15 protein-coding genes are annotated in these 18527 nt (G+C 69.2%); 7 read left to right on the top strand and 8 right to left on the bottom strand.

Annotation, left to right across the window (positions count from 1 at the left end):
• The first annotated feature begins 84 nt into the window (after nucleotides 1-84).
• The 4 genes from PE066_RS03240 to PE066_RS03225 all read left to right on the top strand — a co-directional run bounded on the left by PE066_RS03240 (nucleotide 85) and on the right by PE066_RS03225 (nucleotide 6122).
• Nucleotides 85-948, top strand: a complete 864-nt coding sequence (locus PE066_RS03240) for an amidohydrolase family protein (RefSeq protein WP_271235128.1) — start codon at nucleotides 85-87, stop codon at nucleotides 946-948.
• 378 nt (nucleotides 949-1326) lie between these two features.
• Nucleotides 1327-3249, top strand: coding sequence for a PrkA family serine protein kinase (locus PE066_RS03235; protein WP_271235127.1), 1923 nt, complete (start codon nucleotides 1327-1329; stop codon nucleotides 3247-3249).
• A 33-nt stretch (nucleotides 3250-3282) separates the two neighbouring features.
• Nucleotides 3283-4593 (top strand): YeaH/YhbH family protein, encoded by a 1311-nt coding sequence (locus PE066_RS03230; protein WP_271235126.1) that lies wholly within the window; start codon nucleotides 3283-3285, stop codon nucleotides 4591-4593.
• Nucleotides 4590-6122 carry a SpoVR family protein gene (locus PE066_RS03225; protein ID WP_271235125.1) on the top strand — a complete coding sequence of 511 codons (1533 nt, stop codon included), beginning with the start codon at nucleotides 4590-4592 and terminating at the stop codon, nucleotides 6120-6122. Before PE066_RS03230 ends, PE066_RS03225 begins: the two co-directional genes overlap by 4 nt.
• 7 nt (nucleotides 6123-6129) lie before the next feature.
• Here the strand turns inward: PE066_RS03225 and PE066_RS03220 are convergent, their stop codons facing one another.
• From PE066_RS03220 to PE066_RS03210, 3 genes are read right to left on the bottom strand one after another with little or no spacing between them, the layout of a single operon-like run.
• Nucleotides 6130-6426 carry a GYD domain-containing protein gene (locus tag PE066_RS03220; protein ID WP_271235124.1) on the bottom strand — a complete coding sequence of 99 codons (297 nt, stop codon included), beginning with the start codon at nucleotides 6424-6426 and terminating at the stop codon, nucleotides 6130-6132.
• Between the two features lie 58 nt (nucleotides 6427-6484).
• Nucleotides 6485-8509, bottom strand: a complete 2025-nt coding sequence (locus PE066_RS03215; protein WP_271235123.1) for an aconitase family protein — start codon at nucleotides 8507-8509, stop codon at nucleotides 6485-6487.
• On the bottom strand, nucleotides 8506-9408 hold the full coding sequence (locus PE066_RS03210; protein WP_271235122.1) for a LysR family transcriptional regulator: 903 nt from the start codon (nucleotides 9406-9408) through the stop codon (nucleotides 8506-8508). The genes PE066_RS03215 and PE066_RS03210 overlap by 4 nt, the downstream gene beginning before the upstream one ends.
• 78 nt (nucleotides 9409-9486) lie before the next feature.
• Here PE066_RS03210 and PE066_RS03205 point away from each other — a divergent pair, with 78 nt between their 5' ends.
• The 3 genes from PE066_RS03205 (at nucleotide 9487) to PE066_RS03195 (ending at nucleotide 12678) form a co-directional block, all read left to right on the top strand.
• Nucleotides 9487-10443: a hydroxymethylglutaryl-CoA lyase gene (locus PE066_RS03205; RefSeq protein WP_271235121.1), complete on the top strand. Its 957-nt coding sequence runs from the start codon at nucleotides 9487-9489 to the stop codon at nucleotides 10441-10443.
• A 62-nt stretch (nucleotides 10444-10505) separates the two neighbouring features.
• Nucleotides 10506-11645: a CaiB/BaiF CoA transferase family protein gene (locus PE066_RS03200; RefSeq protein WP_271236493.1), complete on the top strand. Its 1140-nt coding sequence runs from the start codon at nucleotides 10506-10508 to the stop codon at nucleotides 11643-11645.
• A gap of 46 nt (nucleotides 11646-11691) precedes the next feature.
• Nucleotides 11692-12678, top strand: a complete 987-nt coding sequence (locus tag PE066_RS03195) for a Bug family tripartite tricarboxylate transporter substrate binding protein (protein WP_271235120.1) — start codon at nucleotides 11692-11694, stop codon at nucleotides 12676-12678.
• 37 nt (nucleotides 12679-12715) lie between these two features.
• Here PE066_RS03195 and PE066_RS03190 read toward each other — a convergent pair whose 3' ends face one another.
• The 5 genes from PE066_RS03190 to PE066_RS03170 all read right to left on the bottom strand — a co-directional run bounded on the left by PE066_RS03190 (nucleotide 12716) and on the right by PE066_RS03170 (nucleotide 18469).
• The gene (locus PE066_RS03190; RefSeq protein WP_271235119.1) at nucleotides 12716-13699 is read right to left on the bottom strand and encodes a Vgb family protein; all 984 of its coding nucleotides are present in this window, start codon (nucleotides 13697-13699) and stop codon (nucleotides 12716-12718) included.
• 115 nt (nucleotides 13700-13814) lie between these two features.
• A complete protein-coding gene (gdhA, locus tag PE066_RS03185; protein WP_271235118.1) occupies nucleotides 13815-15158 on the bottom strand; it encodes an NADP-specific glutamate dehydrogenase in 1344 nt (447 codons plus the stop codon).
• Nucleotides 15159-15274: 116 nt separating this feature from the next.
• Nucleotides 15275-16387: a 5-methyltetrahydropteroyltriglutamate--homocysteine S-methyltransferase gene (locus PE066_RS03180; RefSeq protein ID WP_271235117.1), complete on the bottom strand. Its 1113-nt coding sequence runs from the start codon at nucleotides 16385-16387 to the stop codon at nucleotides 15275-15277.
• Nucleotides 16388-16469: 82 nt separating this feature from the next.
• Nucleotides 16470-17429 carry a PDR/VanB family oxidoreductase gene (locus PE066_RS03175; protein ID WP_271235116.1) on the bottom strand — a complete coding sequence of 320 codons (960 nt, stop codon included), beginning with the start codon at nucleotides 17427-17429 and terminating at the stop codon, nucleotides 16470-16472.
• Entirely contained in the window at nucleotides 17426-18469 is a 1044-nt protein-coding gene (locus tag PE066_RS03170; RefSeq protein ID WP_271235115.1) for an aromatic ring-hydroxylating dioxygenase subunit alpha, read from the bottom strand. The genes PE066_RS03175 and PE066_RS03170 overlap by 4 nt, the downstream gene beginning before the upstream one ends.
• Between the last annotated feature and the right edge of the window lie 58 nt (nucleotides 18470-18527).

Below are 18527 nucleotides of genomic sequence, written 5' to 3'. Positions count from 1 at the left end.
TCCGGTGGAAGCGGGGATTATGGTTATGGACAATAACCAAAACAAGCGCCAGAATCCCGGGGAAACCCTGAGTGGAGACACCCCATGGATCACGCCAACCTCATCGCGATCGACGTGCACACGCACGCCGAAGTCAGCTGCTGGAACCCGTTCGACAACTACGGCGAGGAATACGACCGCGCCGCCGACAAGTACTTCAGGTCGAACCGGCGCCCGACCATTGCCGAGACGATCGCGTACTACCGCGAGCGCAGGATCGGGCTGGTGATGTTCACGGTGGACAGCGAGTCCAAGCTCGGCCGCCGGCGCATCCCGAACGAGGAGATCGCCCAGGCGGCGCGCGAGAACAGCGACATGATGGTCTGCTTCGCCAGCATCGACCCGCACAAGGGAAAGATGGGTGCGCGCGAGGCCGAGCGCCTGATCAGGGAAGAGGGCGTCAAGGGCTTCAAGTTCCACCCCACGGTGCAGGGCTACCACCCCTACGACCGCATGGCCTGGCCGATCTACGAGGTGATCAACGCGCACAAGCTGCCGGCGATCTTCCACACCGGCCACAGCGGCATCGGCTCAGGCATGCGCTGCGGCGGCGGGCTGCGGCTGGAGTACAGCAACCCGATGCACCTGGACGACGTCGCCATCGACTTCCCCGACATGCAGATCGTGATGGCGCACCCCAGCTTTCCCTGGCAGGACGAGGCGCTGTCGGTGGCCACCCACAAGCCCAACGTCTGGATCGACCTGTCCGGCTGGAGCCCCAAGTACTTCCCCAAGCAGCTGGTGCAGTACGCCAACACGCTGCTGAAGGACCGCGTGCTGTTCGGCAGCGACTACCCGCTGATCACGCCCGACCGCTGGATGAAGGACTTCGAGGAAGCCGGCTTCAAGCCCGAGGTCATGCCCGGCATCCTCAAGGGCAACGCGGTGCGCCTGCTCGGACTGGCGTAGCCGGCGCCACAGGAGGTGTCATTGCGGGCTTGGCTGCCCCGGACTTGATCCGGGGACCCGCAAATCGACGAATGCGCACGAGCGTGGATGCCGGCTCAAGCCCGGCATGACACAGGTGTGTTTGCCGCAAATCGCGGCCCTGCGCAAGCGACTTTACGCGCGTGCCGCAGCGTGTTGCGCGCTCCTCACGCGAGCGTGGACAGGGCATTCCCCGAGAAACTTTCGCGGCTTCTTCTTTCTCTACGGTTCACCTACAGTGAAGTCCGGTGTTTGCCTACGCGGGCGCGATGACCTCAACAAGGGTTCCGCGCTAAAGTGGTTGCCGATACAGGACGCAGTCAGGGGCTGGCGCCAAGCGAAACCGAAGGAGTTCTCCCAATGGATGTGGTTCGCAATTTCCTGGCACGCTACGAGCAGACGCGCGAGGAAGAGATGTCGCTCGAGGACTACCTCGAGCAGTGCAAGAAGGACAAGCTGGTCTACGCCACCGCCGCCGAGCGCATGCTGGCCGCCATCGGCGACCCCGAGGTCATCGACACCCGCCATGACCCGAGGCTGTCCCGAATCTTCGGCAACAAGATGATCCGCATCTACCCGGCCTTCAAGGATTTCTACGGCCTGGAAGATCCGATCGAGCAGGTGGTGGCGTGCTTTCGCCACGCGGCCCAGGGGCTGGAGGAGAAGAAGCAGATCCTCTACCTGCTCGGGCCCGTGGGCGGCGGCAAGAGCTCGATCGCCGAGCGCCTGAAGCAGCTGATGGAGCAGGTGCCCTTCTATGCGATCAAGGGCTCGCCGGTGAACGAATCGCCGCTGGGCCTGTTCAACAACGAGGAGGATGCGCCCATCCTCGAGCAGCAGTACGGCATTCCGCGCCGCTACACCCAGCGCATCATGTCGCCCTGGGCGGTCAAGCGGCTGGAGGAATTCGGCGGCGACATCCGCAAGTTCCGCGTGGTCAAGCGCTACCCGTCGGTGCTCAAGCAGATCGCCATCGCCAAGACCGAGCCGGGCGACGAGAACAACCAGGACGTCTCCTCGCTGGTCGGCAAGATCGACATCCGCAAGCTCGAGACCTACGCCCAGGACGACCCCGACGCCTACAGCTACTCGGGCGGCCTGTGCCTGGCCAACCAGGGCCTGCTGGAGTTCGTCGAGATGTTCAAGGCGCCGATCAAGGTTCTGCATCCGCTGCTGACCGCCACCCAGGAAGGCAACTACAAGGGCACCGAAGGCTTCGGCGCGATCCCGTTCGACGGCATCGTGATGGCCCACTCCAACGAGAGCGAGTGGAAGGCGTTCAAGAACAACAAGAACAACGAGGCCTTCCTGGACCGCATCTACATCGTCAAGGTGCCGTACTGCCTGCGCGTCACCGAGGAAGTGAAGATCTACGACAAGCTGATCCGCAACTCCTCGCTCAAGGACGCGGTCTGCGCCCCCGGCACGCTGAAGATGATGGCCCAGTTCTCGGTGCTCACGCGGCTGAAGGAGCCGGAGAATTCCAGCATCTTCTCCAAGATGCTGATCTACGACGGCGAGAACCTCAAGGACACCGACCCCAAGGCCAAGAGCTACCAGGAGTACCGCGACTACGCCGGCGTCGACGAGGGCATGACGGGCATTTCCACCCGCTTCGCCTTCAAGATCCTGTCCAAGGTGTTCAACTTCGACAGCAACGAGATCGCCGCCAACCCGGTGCACCTGATGTACGTGCTGGAGCAGCAGATCGAGCGCGAGCAGTTCCCGCCCGAGGTCGAGCAGAAGTACCTGTCGTACATCAAGGAGCACCTGTCGCAGCGCTACGCCGAGTTCATCGGCAAGGAGATCCAAACCGCCTACCTGGAGTCGTACTCCGAGTACGGCCAGAACATCTTCGACCGCTACGTCACCTACGCCGACTTCTGGATCCAGGACCAGGAGTACCGCGACACCGACACCGGCGAGATCTTCGACCGCGCGGCGCTCAACGCCGAGCTGGAGAAGATCGAGAAGCCGGCCGGGCTGTCCAACCCCAAGGACTTCCGCAACGAGATCGTCAACTTCGTGCTGCGCGCCCGCGCCAACAACGCCGGCAAGAACCCGGTGTGGACCAGCTACGAGAAGCTGCGCACGGTGATCGAGAAGAAGATGTTCTCCAACACCGAGGACCTGCTGCCCGTGATCAGCTTCAACGCCAAGGCCAGCGCCGACGAGCAGAAGAAGCACGAGGACTTCGTCAACCGGATGGTCGAGAAGGGCTACACGCACCGGCAGGTGCGGCTGCTTTGCGAGTGGTATCTCCGGGTTCGCAAGAGCTCTTGACCTCCCCCTGACCGCAAGGAAGGCCGAAACCCAGTGGCCTCGAACAAGCGACCGGAGCGCGCCGCGCTCCACCAGGTGATCGACCGGCGGTTGTCCGGCAAGAACAAGTCCATCGGCAACCGCGAACGGTTCCTGCGCCGCTACCGCGAGCAGATCCGCGACGCGGTGCGCAAGGCGGTGGGCGACCGCAGCATCCACAACATCGAGGACGGCGCCGACATCAGCCTGCCGCGCCGCGACGTCTCCGAGCCGGTGTTCGGCCACGGGCCGGGCGGCAGCCGCGAGATGGTGCACCCGGGCAACCAGGAGTACGTGCGCGGCGACCGCATCCCGCGGCCGCGCGGCGGCGGCGCGGGCGGCAGCGGCAGCGGCGCCTCGCCCGACGGCACCGGCGAGGACGACTTCACCTTCCGCATCACGCGGGAGGAGTTCATGAACTACTTCTTCGACGACCTCGCGCTGCCGCGGCTGATCCGCACCCAGCTGCTGGCCGATGCGCCGGAGTGGAAGACGCGCCGGGCCGGCTTCGTCTCGCAGGGCAACCCGACCAGCCTGCACGTGGTGCGTTCCATGCGCGTCGGGCTGGCGCGGCGCATCGCCATGGGCGGCGACGCGCGCCGGCAACTGCGCCGGGCCGAGGAGCACCTGGCCCTGATCGAGTCGCGCGCCGACACGCCGCCGGCCGAGATCGAGGCGCTCAAGGCCGAGATCGACGACCTGCGCCGGCGCCTGGCGCGCGTGCCCTTCCTCGATCCGTTCGACCTGCGCTACCGCCATCGCGTCCGCGAGCCGCTGCCCACCAGCAAGGCCGTGATGTTCTGCCTGATGGACGTGTCCGGCTCCATGGACGAGTCGCGCAAGGACCTGGCCAAGCGCTTCTTCATCCTGCTGTACCTGTTCCTCACCCGGCACTACAAGCAGACCGACGTGATCTTCATCCGCCACCACACCCAGGCGGCCGAGGTGAGCGAGGACGAGTTCTTCCACGCCACCGAGTCGGGCGGCACGGTGGTGTCCAGCGCGCTGACGCTGATGAACGAGATCATCCGCGAGCGCTACATGGGCAGCGAATGGAACATCTACGGCGCCCAGGCCTCGGACGGCGACAACTGGCAGCAGGATTCGTCCAAGTGCCGCGAGCTGCTGGAGGACAGGCTGCTGCCGCTGTGCCGCTACTTCGCCTACGTGCAGGTGGCCGACGAGGACCAGAATCTGTGGGAGGAGTACGCCCGGGTGCAGGAGGGCAACGCCAACTTCGCCATGCAGAAGATCGTCACGCCGGCCCAGATCTTCCCGGTGTTCCGCGACCTGTTCCGCAAGAACCCGGCGGGGGCGACGCCATGAGCACTGCCGTCGAGCCCGTGCGCGGCGCCGACCGGCTGCCGCAGGCGTCGGACTGGAACTTCGAGCTGATCGAGGAGTACTTCGACGCCATCCGCCGCACCGCCGAGGGTTTCCGGCTCGACACCTACCCGGTGCAGCTCGAGGTGATCTCGGCCGAGCAGATGCTGGACGCCTATGCCTCGGTCGGCATGCCGGTGAACTACCGCCACTGGTCGTTCGGCAAGCAGTTCATCGCCAGCGAGAAGGGCTACCGGCGCGGCCACATGGGCCTGGCCTACGAGATCGTCATCAACTCCGACCCCTGCATCGCCTACCTGATGGAGGAGAACACCCTGCCCATGCAGGCGCTGGTGATGGCCCACGCCTGCTTCGGCCACAACTCCTTCTTCAAGGGCAACTACCTGTTCCGGATGTGGACGGATGCGACGTCCATCATCGACTACCTGGTCTATGCCAAGGGCTACATCGCCGAGTGCGAGGAACGCCACGGGCTCGATGCGGTGGAAGACCTGCTGGACGCCTGCCATGCGCTGATGAACTACGGGGTCGACCGCTACCGCCGCCCGCAGAAGATCAGCCTGGTGGAGGAGGAGCAGCGCCGCAAGGAGCGCGAGGCCTACCTGCAGCAGCAGGTCAACGACCTGTGGCGCACCCTGCCGCGCCAGCCCGGCAAGGAGCGCAAGAAGGAGCACCGGCGCTTCCCGGAAGAGCCGCAGGAGAACATCCTGTACTTCATCGAGAAGAACGCCCCGTTGCTGGAACCCTGGCAGCGCGAGGTGGTGCGCATCGTGCGCAAGGTCGCGCAGTACTTCTACCCGCAGCGCCAGACCCAGGTCATGAACGAAGGCTGGGCCACCTTCTGGCACTACACCCTGCTCAACACGCTGTACGACCAGGGCCGGCTGGGCGACGGCTTCATGATCGAGTGCCTGTCCTCGCACACCAACGTGGTGTTCCAGCCGCCGGTGACCGACCCGCGCTACTCGGGGATCAACCCCTATGCGCTGGGCTTCGGCATGTTCGGCGACCTCAAGCGCATCTGCACCGCCCCGACCGCCGAGGACCGCGAGTGGTTCCCCGACATCGCCGGCAGCGACTGGCTCAAGACGCTCGACTACGCGATGCGCCACTTCAAGGACGAGAGCTTCATCGGCCAGTACCTGTCGCCGCGGCTGATGCGCGAGTTCCGCCTGTTCTCCATCGTCGACGACGCGGCCCAGCGCGAGCTGGAGGTCTCGGCCATCCACGACGACCTGGGATACCGTCACGTGCGCGAAGCCCTGTCCAGGCAGTACGACCTGAACTGGCGCGAGCCCAACATCCAGGTCTGGAACGTCAACCTGCGCGGCGACCGCTCATTGACGCTGCGCCACACCCGCCAGAACGACCGCCCGCTGGACAACAGCGCCGAGGAGGTGGTCAAGCACGTGGCCCGGCTCTGGGGCTTTCGCGTGCGGCTGGAGAGCGTGGACAGCCACGACCGCGTGCTGCAGCACTGGGAGATCACGCCGGCGCCGCAGCACGGCTGAGCGGGCGCTACGCCTGCAGCTTGCCGAGGATGGCGGCGGTCTCGTCGCGGTTGAAGGCCTTGAGCGTCTGCGTGCGCACGTTGCCGGCCGAGCACAGCGCCAGGTTGAACGCGGTCGCCGAGGCATCGTCGGGCGCGTCCAGCACCACGACGATGTCGTACTTGCCGAGCGTCCACCAGATCTGCGTCATCGTCACGCCGTAGCGCTTTGCCAGTTCCTTGGCGGCATCGGCGCGCTTGACCGTGTCCTTGATGCTGCGGATGCCCTGGTCGGTGAACTTGGCCAATGCGATGTAGCTTGCCATGGCGATCTCCTGAAAGTGGGACCGCGCAAGGTAGGCGCTGGGCCCACCGGCTTCAAGCTCAGGAAGCCGCGCCGTGCTCGTCGGCAGCCTGCGGGGCCGGCGCGGGTGTCACCCGGCGCTGCAGCGCTGCGAACGAGCACAGCTCGCCGGCCAGCGCGCTGGCCATCACCGTGGCCGGGCTGGCCAGCCAGACCTGGCCTGGGCCCGAGCGGCCGGGGAAGTTGCGGTTGATGGCGCTGACGGTCACCTGGCCGGCATCGGTCGAGGAGCCCGGCCCGCAGTTGGCGCAGGCGCCGCACGAGGGCTGCAGGATGCGCGCGCCGGCGGCGGCGAACACGCGGTCGTAGCCGCGCGCCAGGCACCAGTCGCGCACCGCCGTCGTGCCGTACTGCAGGTACAGCTGCACGTGCGGCGGCACCTTCAGGCCGTTCGCCACGCCCCAGGCCAGCACCGCGTGGTACTGCTCGAAGTCCTCGCGCTTGCCCGCCGTGCAGGAGCCGCCGTAGGCGATGTCGATGCGCACCGGCGATGCCAGCTGGTCGAGCGCCAGGCCCTGGCCCGGATCGCCCGGCCGGGCCACCATCGGCGCCAGCGAACTGCAATCCACGCGGATCACGTCCGCATAGGCGGCGCCGGGGTCGCTGCGCATCCACGGCTCGAGGGCGACGCCGACACCGCGGCGCTCCTGCAGGAACCGCACGGTCTCCTGGTCGGGCTCGACGATGCCGGTCAGCCCGCCGAGCTCGGCCGTCATGTTGGTGAGCGTGGCGCGCTCGTCGGTGCCCATGGCCCGGACCACGGGCCCGCCGAACTCGAACACCTTGCCGACCCCGCCGCCGGCACGGATCGGCGGCAGGGCCAGCAGGTGCAGCAGCACGTCCTTGGCGACGACGCCGGCCGGCAGCGCGCCGTCCAGCTGCACCCGCAGCACGGGCGCCAGCGCCGTGCGCACCGCGCCGGTGACGAAGGCGTTGGCCATGTCGGTGGTGCCGACGCCGAACGCGAGGCAGCCCAGCGCCCCGCTGTGCGGCGTGTGCGAGTCGGTGCCGGCCACCACCTGGCCGGGCAGGGCGTAGTGCTCGGCCATCATCGCGTGCGAGATGCCGGCGACGTTGCCGCCGCCGTCGCGCGCCGCCTCCTCGTCGGTCAGCGTGCGGTGGCAGCGCAGGGCGTGGCGGGCGACGAAGTCGCGCTGGGCCTGCTGCATGGCCCGCATGTTGGGCACCAGCCCGGCCTTGAGGTGCGCCGGGCTCTCCTCCACGTAGGAGGTGTGGTCCTCGAACACCACGATGGATGCGGGCTCGTGCAGCGCCAGCGAGGCGCCGGCCTCGCGGTCCAGCAGGTGGGCCGCCATGCCGGTGTAGTACTCGTGGATGAAGCGCCAGTCGGCGCGCACGAAGCAGCCGTCGCCGGTGGCCGGGTCGGCGGGCGTGACCGGCGTGGCCAGCAGGTGGCGGCGCACGATCTTCTCGTACAGGGTCTGCGGCCGGTCGGCTGCCACGGGCGCGGCCGGCGCCGCGCTGCGCAGGTGCCGCTGCCCGAAGCGCAGCAGGCCGCCGCTGCGCAGGATGGCCGCCGCGAGCGGCTCGCGATCCTGCAGCAGTTCCTCCAGCGGGATCGCCTCGCCGCGGGCGATGCGCGGCAGCAGGCCGAAGTCGGTGGAGGTGAACAGGCCGATGTTGTCGGCGTTCTGCCGATAGATGCGCTCGAAGCTCTCAGCGATCACCAGCCGCACGCCGGCCATGCGCTCGGCAGCCGGGCTGTGCTCGCGCGAGGAGCCCTTGCCGTAGCGGCGGCCGGCCACCGTCACCTGGAAGCCGGCGGCCTGCACCGCGCCGGCAGCCACCGGCGACTGGCCGCCGCAGGCCAGGCCGGTGTAGGCGAAGCGCGCCAGCCGCTGGTCGTGGTGCGACAGGATCGCCACCGGCGTGATCTCGTCGGTCGAGACGTCATGCCGCAGCGGCCCCGCGTGGTCGGGGGACAAGGCCTCGCCCGCCAGTTGGCGGCGCACCCGCGCGGGGTCGTCGCAGAGAAAGAAGATCCGGGGCGCGGGGCCCAGGTCGAGCAGGCGGTCGTCGGTCATGGGGAGAGGGGTTGGGTGAGGTGCTCCACCAGCAACTGGGCGGCCGGCGGCAGCGAGTGGGCGTCGCGAAAGCAGATGACGAAACGGCGCTCGGCCCAGGGCTCGGCCAGCGGGATCACGCGCAGCCCGTAGGCGGCCACCTGCAGCTCGGTGACCTCGCGCGGCACCAGGCTGATGGCCAGGCCGGCGCGCACCACCCGCAGGGCGGCCTCGAAATTGGTGACCACCACCCGGTGCCGCACGCGCCGGCCCAGGCGCGCGGCCTCGCGCTGCAGCATGACCTGCACGGCGCTGTTGACCGGCAGGCTGACGTGCTCCCAGTCGAGCGTCTCCTCGAAGCGCAGCGACTTGCGCCGCGCCAGCGGATGGTTGCCCGGCACCACCATGCACAGGTGGTCGCTGCGGTACGGCCGCGCCTCGAGCGGGCCGAGCTCGGCGGCATCCCAGCACACGCCCAGCGAGGCCAGGCCTTCGCGCACGCCGCGCACGATCTCCGGGCTGACCCGCTCCTCCATGTCGACCTGGATGTCGCGGTGCGCGGGCTCGCGCAGGAAGGTGGCGACGTCGTCGGCCAGCGACTCGGTCATGGCCGACACCGACGCCAGGATGCGCACCTGGCCGCGGGCGCCGCGCGCGTAGGCCTGCATGTCGAGCTCGATGCGGGCGGCGTTGTCCAGCATGGCGCGGGCGTGCTCCAGCAGGGTCTGGCCGGCCGCGGTGGGCACCACGCCATGGCGCTTGCGCACCAGCAGCGGCGTGCCGAGCTGGTCCTCCAGCAGGGCCAGCCGCTTGCTGATGGCCGAGCCGACGATGCTGGCGCGTTCGCCGGCGCGCGCGATGTTGCCGGCTTCGCAGACCGAGACGAACAGGCGCAGCGAGGTGAGGTCGAGGTCGCGCACGTAAGGTATTCCGAACTGGAATCTTTGTCTTCCTAAAATGAGAAGACATGACAATCCGGAAATTCTAGACTGGACCCCATGCAAGAGAACGCCTTCACAGCCGACGGCCTGCCCGCGCGCGTGGTCGTGCGCGACGTGGGCCTGCGCGATGGCCTGCAGATCATTCCGCGCACCGTCCCCACCGCCGCCAAGCTCGACTGGATCCGCGCCGCCCACGCCGCCGGCCTGCGCGAGCTGGAGGTCGGCTCCTTCGTGCCGGCCCGGCTGATGCCGCAACTGGCCGACACCGCCGAAATCCTCGCCTTCGCGAAGACGCTGCCCGGACTGGTCGCTTCGGTGCTGGTGCCCAACCTCAAGGGCGCCGAGCGGGCCATCGCCGAGGAGGCCCACACCCTGCTGGTGCCCCTGTCGGCCAGCCATGCCCACAGCCTGGCCAACCTGCGCAAGACGCCCGACGACGTCTTGGCCGAGATCGGCCGCATCCGCGCCGCCCGCGACGCCGCCGGCTCGCGCACCCTGCTGGAGGTGGGCATCAGCACCGCCTTCGGCTGCACGATCCAGGGCGAAGTGGCCGCGGCCGAGGTGGTGCGCCTGGTGCAGGCGGTGCTGGACGCCGGCGCCGAGCGCGTCAGCCTGGCCGACACCGTGGGCTACGCCGACCCGGCGATGGTCACCCGCGTGTTCGAGCAGGTGCTGCGCGTGGCTGGCGACCGCCTGGACAGCGCGCATTTCCACGACACCCGCGGACTCGGCCTGGCCAACTGCTATGCCGCGCTGCGGCTGGGCATCCGCCGGCTCGATGCCTGCATCGGCGGCATCGGCGGCTGTCCGCACGCGCCGGGCGCCAGCGGGAACGTCGCCACCGAGGACCTGGCCTACCTGCTGGCCAGCATGGGCATCGCGACCGGCATCGACTTCGACCGGCTGCTCGCCCTGCGCGCCCAGGTGGCGCAATGGCTGGAAGGCGAGCCTTTGCACGGCACGCTGTGGCGCGCCGGGCTGCCGCGCACGATGCGCGCGGAGGTGGCGGCTTGAGCAGCGCGAAGAACGGCGCGCCGCTGCCGCTGGTCGGCCTGCGCGTGGTCGAGTTCACCCACATGGTGATGGGCCCGACCTGCGGGCTGGTGCTGGCCGACCTGGGTGCCGAGGTGATCAAGGTCGAGCCGATCGAGGGCGACCGCACCCGCCACCTGCTGGGCGCCGGCGCGGGGTTCTTCCCCATGTTCAACCGCAACAAGAAGAGCATCGCGCTCGACCTGCGCAGCCCCGACGGCGCGGAGATCGCGCGGCGCCTGTGCGGCAGCGCCGACGTGGTGGCCGAGAACTTCAAGCCGGGCACCATGGCCAAGTACGGGCTGGACTACGCCAGCCTGGCCCAGGCCAACCCGCGCCTCATCTACATCAGCCTCAAGGGCTTCCTGCCCGGCCCCTACGAGCAGCGCACGGCCCTCGACGAGGTGGTGCAGATGATGGGCGGCCTGGCCTACATGACCGGGCGGCCGGGCGACCCGCTGCGCGCCGGCACCAGCGTCAACGACATCATGGGCGGCATGTTCGGCGCCATCGGGGCGCTCGGCGCGCTGGTGCAGCGCGGCATCACCGGGCGCGGCCAGGAGGTGCAGAGCGCGCTGTTCGAGAACAACGTGTTCCTGGTCGGCCAGCACATGCTGCAGTACGCCATCACCGGCCAGCCGGCCGCCCCCATGCCCGACCGCATCTCGGCCTGGGCGGTCTACGACGTGTTCACGGTCAAGGACGGCGAGCAGATCTTCCTGGCGGCGGTCAGCGACGCGCAGTGGAAGGTGTTCTGCGACGCGCTCGGCTTCGCCGACCTGCTGGCCGATCCGGCCTACGCCACCAACAACGACCGCGTGCGCCAGCGCCCGCGCCTGCTGCCGGTGCTGCGCGAGCGGCTCAAGGCCTGGTCCGCGAACGAGCTGGCCGCGATCTTCGAGCGCCACGGCCTGCCGTTCGCGCCGATCCGCAAGCCCGAGGAACTGCTGGACGACCCGCACCTGCTGGCCACCGGCGGGCTGGCCGACGTGCGGCTGACCGACGGGCCGCGCGCCGGCGAGACCGCCAAGGCCACCTTGCTGCCCTTCACGATGGACGGGCAGCGACCCGGGGTGCGCCTGCACCCGCCCGCCATGGGCGAGCACACCGCCGGCCTGCTCCACGAGCTGGGCTACGGCGACAACGACATCGACGCGCTGCGCGCGCGCCGGGTGGTCGCCTGAGCGCCGCCCGGCATCCCTTTTTCACCCCACCACCAAGGAGACATCCATGAACACCCGCCATGACCCGGCCCGCCGCTCGCTGCTGGCCGCCACTGCCGCCACCGCCGCGACCTCCCTCGTGCCGCTGGGCGCCCTGGCGCAGGCGCCGACCGTGAGGTTCATCCTGCCCAACGCCACCGGCTCCGGCGTGGATGCGATCACCCGCGCCGCCCAGCCGGCGCTGGGCAAGGCGCTCGGCGCCTCGGTGGTGGTGGACAACCAGTCGGGCGCCAGCGGCATCGTCGGCCTGCAGGCGCTGGCGCGCTCGGCGCCGGACGGCCACACGCTGTCGGTGGTGTCGAACAACGTCGTGATCTTCCCCAGCGTGCTCAAGTCGCTGCCCTTCGACATGCCGGGCGACTTCACGCCGATCGCGGTGGTCGGCTCCACGCCGATGGTGCTGGTGGCCAACCCGAACAAGATGCCGGCGGCCAACCACAAGGAGTTCGTCGCCCTGCTCAAGGCCAAGCCCGGCGGCTACAACTTCGGCTCCGGCGGCAGCGGCACCATCCTGCACCTGGCCGCCGAGCTGTACCTGGATGCCGCCGGCGCCAAGGCCCAGCACGTGCCCTACAAGGGCGTGGGCCCCATGGTGGCGGACCTGATGGGCGGCCAGATCGACTTTGCCGTGGCGGCGCTGCCCAGCGTGCAGGGCCAGATCAAGGCCGGCGCGCTGCGCCCGATCGGCACCCTGACGCCCCAGCGCTCGCCGGCGGCGCAGGACATCCCGACGTTCGCCGAGCAGGGCATGCCGGGCTTCGCCGTGGAAGCCTGGTTCGCGGTGATCGGGCCCAAGGGCATGAGCGCAGCGAACGTGCAGAAGGTGCACGGCGCCGTGGTGTCGGCCTTCGGCGACCCGGCGGTCAAGGAAGCCATGGCCAAGCAGGGCAACACGATCCAGATCAGCAGCGTCGAGGAAGCCCAGGCCGCGTTCCGCCGCGAACTGGCCAAGTACGCGGCCGTGGTCAAGAAGGTCGGGCTGGAGCCGCAGTAAGCCGGGTCTGCTCCCTCCCCGCGCGGGAGGGAGCCCCTTACGCGGTGCGGATCACCGCGATGTGCTCGGTTCCGCTTTCCGGCAGCCACACCTCGCCGGGGCGGCCGAGGATCTGGCGCACGCTGGCGCCTTCGCGCGGCAGCGCATAGCGCTCGAACTTCTCCGACTTCGGGTCGAACGCGTAGACGGCATTGCCGCTCCACTCGCTGATCCAGACCGTGTCGCGCTCGTCGACGTACACCGCGTAGACGCGCGGGTTGGTGCCCGGCGCCTTCCAGGCGTGCCAGGCCCCGCTGCGCGGGTCGTGCATCGACAGCTGGCCGCTGTTCCATTCGCTGACCCAGATGCGGCCCTGGCTGTCGCTCCAGACGCGGCGCGCGCCCTGGTCGCGGGTCGGCGGCTCGACGATGTGCGACTCGCCGCTGCGCCGCTCGATGCGGGCGATGAAGGAGCCGGCCAGCGAGCACCACCAGATGTCCCCCGTCGGCGTGGCGCAGATGCCGTAGGGCCCGCGGCCGCGCGGCGACGGCCAGGCCTTGACCTCGCCGGACTTCACGGCCACCTGGCCCAGCCAGCCGGATTGCCCGGTGAACCACAGGTTGCCGTCGCCGTCGAACGCGGCCGTGTTGAGGTTGGCCCAGGGCGTGCCGGCCGGCAACGGGAAGCCCCGCACCTGGCGGTCGGGCCAGCCGACCCGGACGATCGCGTTCTGCCCGCCGTCGGTCAGCCACGCCGCCTGGTCGGGGCCCTGGATCACGCCGTGCGGCGAGGACCCGCTGCCCAGCGCGATGAGTTCGGTGCGGCCGCTGCGGGGGTCGAACCAGCCCAGGTGGCCGCTGGCCTGGGCGCTGAACCAGACGCCGCCGTCGGGCGCCGGGGCCACGTCATGGATGCCGGTGCGGCGCGGGGTGGCGAGCTTCCAGCCTTGCAGCCGGCCTGCAGCGGCCCCGGCCGGCAGCGCAGCCGTCAAGGGGAGCAGGGCGCCGGCCCCGATCAGCTGGCGGCGGTTCAGGAACGACATGGGCGCCTCCGGGAGATGTTCCGGGGCGCCCATTCTGGCGCGGCCAGGCGCGTTGTGTGGGGGCGTTCTGGATCGCTGAAAAAAGTCTCGCGTAGCGACTTTCTTCAGCGCTGCCTCAGATCACGCCCTGGGCCAGCATGGCGTCGGCCACCTTGGCGAAGCCGGCGATGTTGGCGCCGTCCACGTAGTTGACGCGGCCGTCCTCGCGTGTGCCATGCTGCACGCAGGCGGCGTGGATGCCCTGCATGATCACCAGCAGGCGGGCATCGACTTCCTCGCGCGGCCACGACAGGCGCATGGCGTTCTGGCTCATCTCCAGGCCGGAGGTGGCCACGCCGCCGGCGTTGCTGGCCTTGCCCGGGGCGAACAGCACGCCGGCCTGCTCGAACACCTGCACCGCTTCCAGGGTGGACGGCATGTTGGCGCCTTCGGCCACGCACACCGCGCCGTTCTTGACCAAAGTCCTGGCGTCTTCGGCGGTCAGCTCGTTCTGGGTGGCGCAGGGCAGGGCCACGTCGACCGGCACCGCCCACGGGCACTTGCCCGCATGGAACTCGGTGCGGGTGCGCTCGGCGTACTCGCTCACCCGGCCGTATTGGTGGTTCTTCACCTCCATCAGCTCGGCCAGCTTGGCCGGGGTGAAGCCGTCCATGTCGACGACGGTGCCGCTCGAGTCGGACACCGTGACCACCTTGGCGCCCAGCGCCATCGCCTTCTCGACCGCGTACTGGGCCACGTTGCCGGAGCCGGAGACGCTGACGCGCAGGCCCTGGAAGTCCAGCCCGCGCTGCTTGAGCATCTCCGCGGCGAAATAGACCGTGCCGTAGCCGGTGGCTTCCGGGCGGATCAGCGAGCCGCCGAACGACAGGCCCTTGCCGGTGAACACGCAGTCGGCCCGGTTGGACAGCTTCTTCATCATGCCGGCCATGAAGCCGACCTCGCGGCCGCCCACGCCGATGTCGCCGGCCGGCACGTCGGTGTCGGCGCCGACGTGGCGGTACAGCTCGGTCATGAAGGCCTGGCAGAAGCGCATCACCTCGCCGGGGCTCTTGCCCTTGGGGTCGAAGTCGGAGCCGCCCTTGCCGCCGCCCATGGGCAGGGTCGTCAGCGCATTCTTGAAGGTCTGCTCGAACGCCAGGAACTTCAGGATCGACTGGTTCACCGAGGGGTGGAAGCGCAGGCCGCCCTTGTACGGGCCGATGGCCGAGCTGTGCTGGATGCGAAAGGCCCGGTTGACCTGGACTTCGCCGTGGTCGTCGACCCAGGACACGCGGAACTGGATGATGCGTTCCGGCTCCACCAGGCGGTCGAGCAGGCCGTGCTCGGCGTAGCGCGGGTTGCGCTCGATGAACGGCCACAGACTTTCGATGACCTCGGTCACCGCTTGCAGGAATTCGGGTTGGCCCGGGTTGCGCCTGGCCACCTCGGCCAGGAAATCATGGCTGCTCGCGTACTTCATGACGGTTGGTATGGATGGAATGCGGGAAACGCATATTGTCGCTCATCCACGCACCCCGACCGTGCGCGACGTTGTGTCGCGCACCAGTACGGAAGTTCTAAGCGTCCCGGCCGCGCTCAGGCCTCGCCCCACACCTCCTGCGCCGTCTCGATCACCAGCCGCAGCTTGTTGCGCTGGTCTTCCACGGCGATGTTGTTGCCGTGGACGGTGCTGGAGAAGCCGCACTGGGGCGACAGGGCCAGCTGCTCGAGCGGCGCGTGCCTGGCCGCTTCGTCGATGCGGCGCTTGAGCACGTCCTTGCTTTCGAGCTGGCCGAACTTGGTGGTCACCAGCCCCAGCACCACGGTCTTGCCCTTGGGCAGGTAGCGCAGCGGCCGGAAGTCGCCCGAGCGGTCGTCGTCGTACTCCATGAAGTAGGCGTCGATGTCCATCTCCTTGAGCAGCGCCTCGGCCACCGGCTCGTAGTTGCCGGCCGCCGCGTGCGTGCTCTTGAAGTTGCCGCGGCACAGGTGCATGGCCAGCAGCATGCCTTCGGGCTTCTGCGCCACCACCCGGTTGATGAACTTGGCGTAGCGGTGCGGCAGCTCGTTGGGGTCGTCGCCGCGCTGGCGCGCCGCCTCGCGCATCTTCTCGTCGCACAGGTAGGCCAGGTTGGTGTCGTCCATCTGCACGTAGCGGCAGCCGGCGGCGTACAGCGAGCGCAGCTCGTCGCCGTAAGCCTTGGCCACGTCGTCGTAGAACGCCGGGTCCAGCTCGGGGTAGGCGTCCTTGCTGATGCCGGCGCGGCCGCCGCGGAAGTGCAGCATGGTGGGCGAGGGGATGGTCACCTTGGGCGTGCGGCCGGCGCCGACCTGGGTCTTCAGGTACTCGAAGTCCGCCTTCTGGATGTCCTTGGCGTGGCGCACCTTGTCGACCACCCGGATCACCGGTGGTGCCAGCTCCTCGCTGCCGTCGGGCTTGCGGATGGTCACCGGGATGTCGGTCTTGACGCCGCCGAGCTGCTCGAGGAAATCGATGTGGAAATAGGTGCGGCGGAACTCGCCGTCCGTGATGCTCTTGAGGCCGACGCTCTCCTGGAACTGCACCACCTCGGCGATGGCCTTGTCCTCGACCTCGCGCAGCTGCTCGGGCGTGATCTCGCCGCGGGCCTTCTGCTCGCGCGCTTCCAGCAGGTACTTCGGGCGCAGGAAGCTGCCGACGTGGTCGTAGCGGGCGGGGAGTTTCATCATGGTGTCGTCCTCTTGGTCAGGAAATTGCGGGATGGGGCCAGGCGGCAAAGATACCCGCTCCCCGCCGGGGGAGCGGACGGGCTCACAGGTCGAGCACCAGCACCGGGCTCTTCGCGCGCGAGCAGCAGGGCGTGAACTGGTCGTTGCGGGCCTTCTCCTCGTCGGTGAGGTAGAGGTCGCGGTGGTCGCATTCGCCTTCCAGCACGCGCGTGAGGCAGGTGCCGCACACGCCCTGCTCGCAGGACGTGAGGATCTCCACGCCGGCGGCGGCCAGCGCCTGAACCACCGTCTGGCCGGCGGGCACCGCGACCACCTGGCCGCTGCTGGCGATCTTCACCTCGAAGGTGCCGTCGCCGCGGGTGTCCTGCGGCGCCGCGCCGAAGTACTCCAGGTGGATCTGGTCCGACCCGAAGCCGGCGGCGCGGGCGCCCTGCACCGCGAAGTCGATGAAGCCGGTTGGGCCGCACACATACAGATGGGTGTCGGCAGCGGGGTGACCACCCAGCGCCGCCGCCAGGTCCAGCTTCTGCGCCGGCTCGCCGTCGTCGAAGTGGAACTGCACGCGGCCCGCGAAGGTCGAGGCCAGGATCTCGTCACGGAAGGCCGTGCGCGCGGCCGAGCGGGTGCAGTAGTGGAGCGTGAAGTCGGCGCCGATCGCCGCCAGCCGCTGCGCCATGCACAGCAGCGGCGTCACGCCGATGCCGCCGGCCAGCAGCACGCTGCGCCGCGCGTGCACCAGCGGGAAATGGTTGCGCGGCTCGCTGATGGTGAGGCGGTCGCCTTCGCGCACGCCGTCGTGCATGCCGGCCGAGCCGCCGCGCGTGGCCGGATCGCGCAGCACGGCGATGCGGTAGCGATGCTGCTCGCCGGCGTCGTTGCACAGCGAGTACTGGCGGACGGGGCCGCCGGGCACGTGGACATCGATGTGCGAGCCGGCGCTGAAGGCCGGCAGCGGCCCGCCGTCGGCCCGCGCCAGCTCGAAGCTGGCGATGTCCTGCGCTTCCTGCTTCTTGCGCAGGACGGTGACGACGAGGTCGCTCATGCAACCAGCTTAGCCGGCTTTTCGGCCGCGATCATCCGGTCGATGATGCGGCGCGACTGCACGCCGCCGGCGTCGATGTTGAGCATCAGCAGCCGCCGGTCGGGCCAGGCGGTCAGGTTGCGTTGCTGCGCCTCCAGCACCGCCATGTCCTCGGCGAACACCTTGCCCTGGCCGTCGCGGATCTGCGCGGTCAGCGCGGTGTCCTGCGGCCGGAAGTTGCGCGCCATGCCCCAGAAGTACCACATGCTGGTGCCGGTCTCGGGCGTGAGGAAGTCCACCACGATGCTGGACACCTTGTCCTTCGGGTCGGCGTGGTAGCCGCCCTTGCCGGCATGCGCGACGCCCACCTCGATCAGCACGTGGCTGGGCGGATAGAAGTGGCAGACCTGCCAGCGGTCCACCGGCACGTCGTCGGCCAGCCCGGCACCGCGCAGGTTGGCGCGCCAGAACGGCGGCGGCATCACGTTGTCCATGAAGCGGCTGGTGATCACGTGGTCGCCTTCGGTCTTGGTGCTGACCGGCGTCTCGTCGATCTCCTTCTGGCCGATGCTGTCCACGTGCACGTAGGTCTCGTGGGTCAGGTCCATCAGGTTGTCCACCATCAGGCGCCAGTCGCAGGCGATGTGGTACAGGCCGCCGCCGTAGGCCCACTGCGGGTTGTCGGCCCATTCCAGGTGGTGGATCGTGGCGGGATCGGCCTGCGCCGGATCGCCCGGCCAGACCCAGATGAAGCCGTACTTCTCCGCCACCGGATAGGCACGCACCTTGGGAAAGCCCTGCACCCGCTGGCCGGGCATGGAGACGGTCTTGCCCTCGCAGCCCATCACCAGTCCGTGGTAGCCGCAGACCAGCTGGCCCTCGCAGACGCGGCCCAGCGACAGGGCGGCGCCGCGGTGCGGGCAGAAGTCCTCCACCGCCGCCACCTGGCCGGGGCCCGGGCGCCAGAAGACGATCTTCTCGTTGCAGATGGTGCGCCCCAGGGGTTTGGCTTCGATCTCGTCGGGGGTGCAGGCGACGTACCAGGCGTTCTTGGGAAACATGGCTTTCGAGGGCAGGACAGTGCGGATACGATGCCGTGATTGTGCCGTCCGGAATACC

Origin of the sequence: Ramlibacter tataouinensis (assembly GCF_027941915.1) — a bacterium.
In the GTDB taxonomy this organism is placed as follows: Bacteria; Pseudomonadota; Gammaproteobacteria; order Burkholderiales; family Burkholderiaceae_C; genus Ramlibacter; species Ramlibacter tataouinensis_C.
This window is presented reverse-complemented; position numbering and strand designations above follow the sequence as displayed.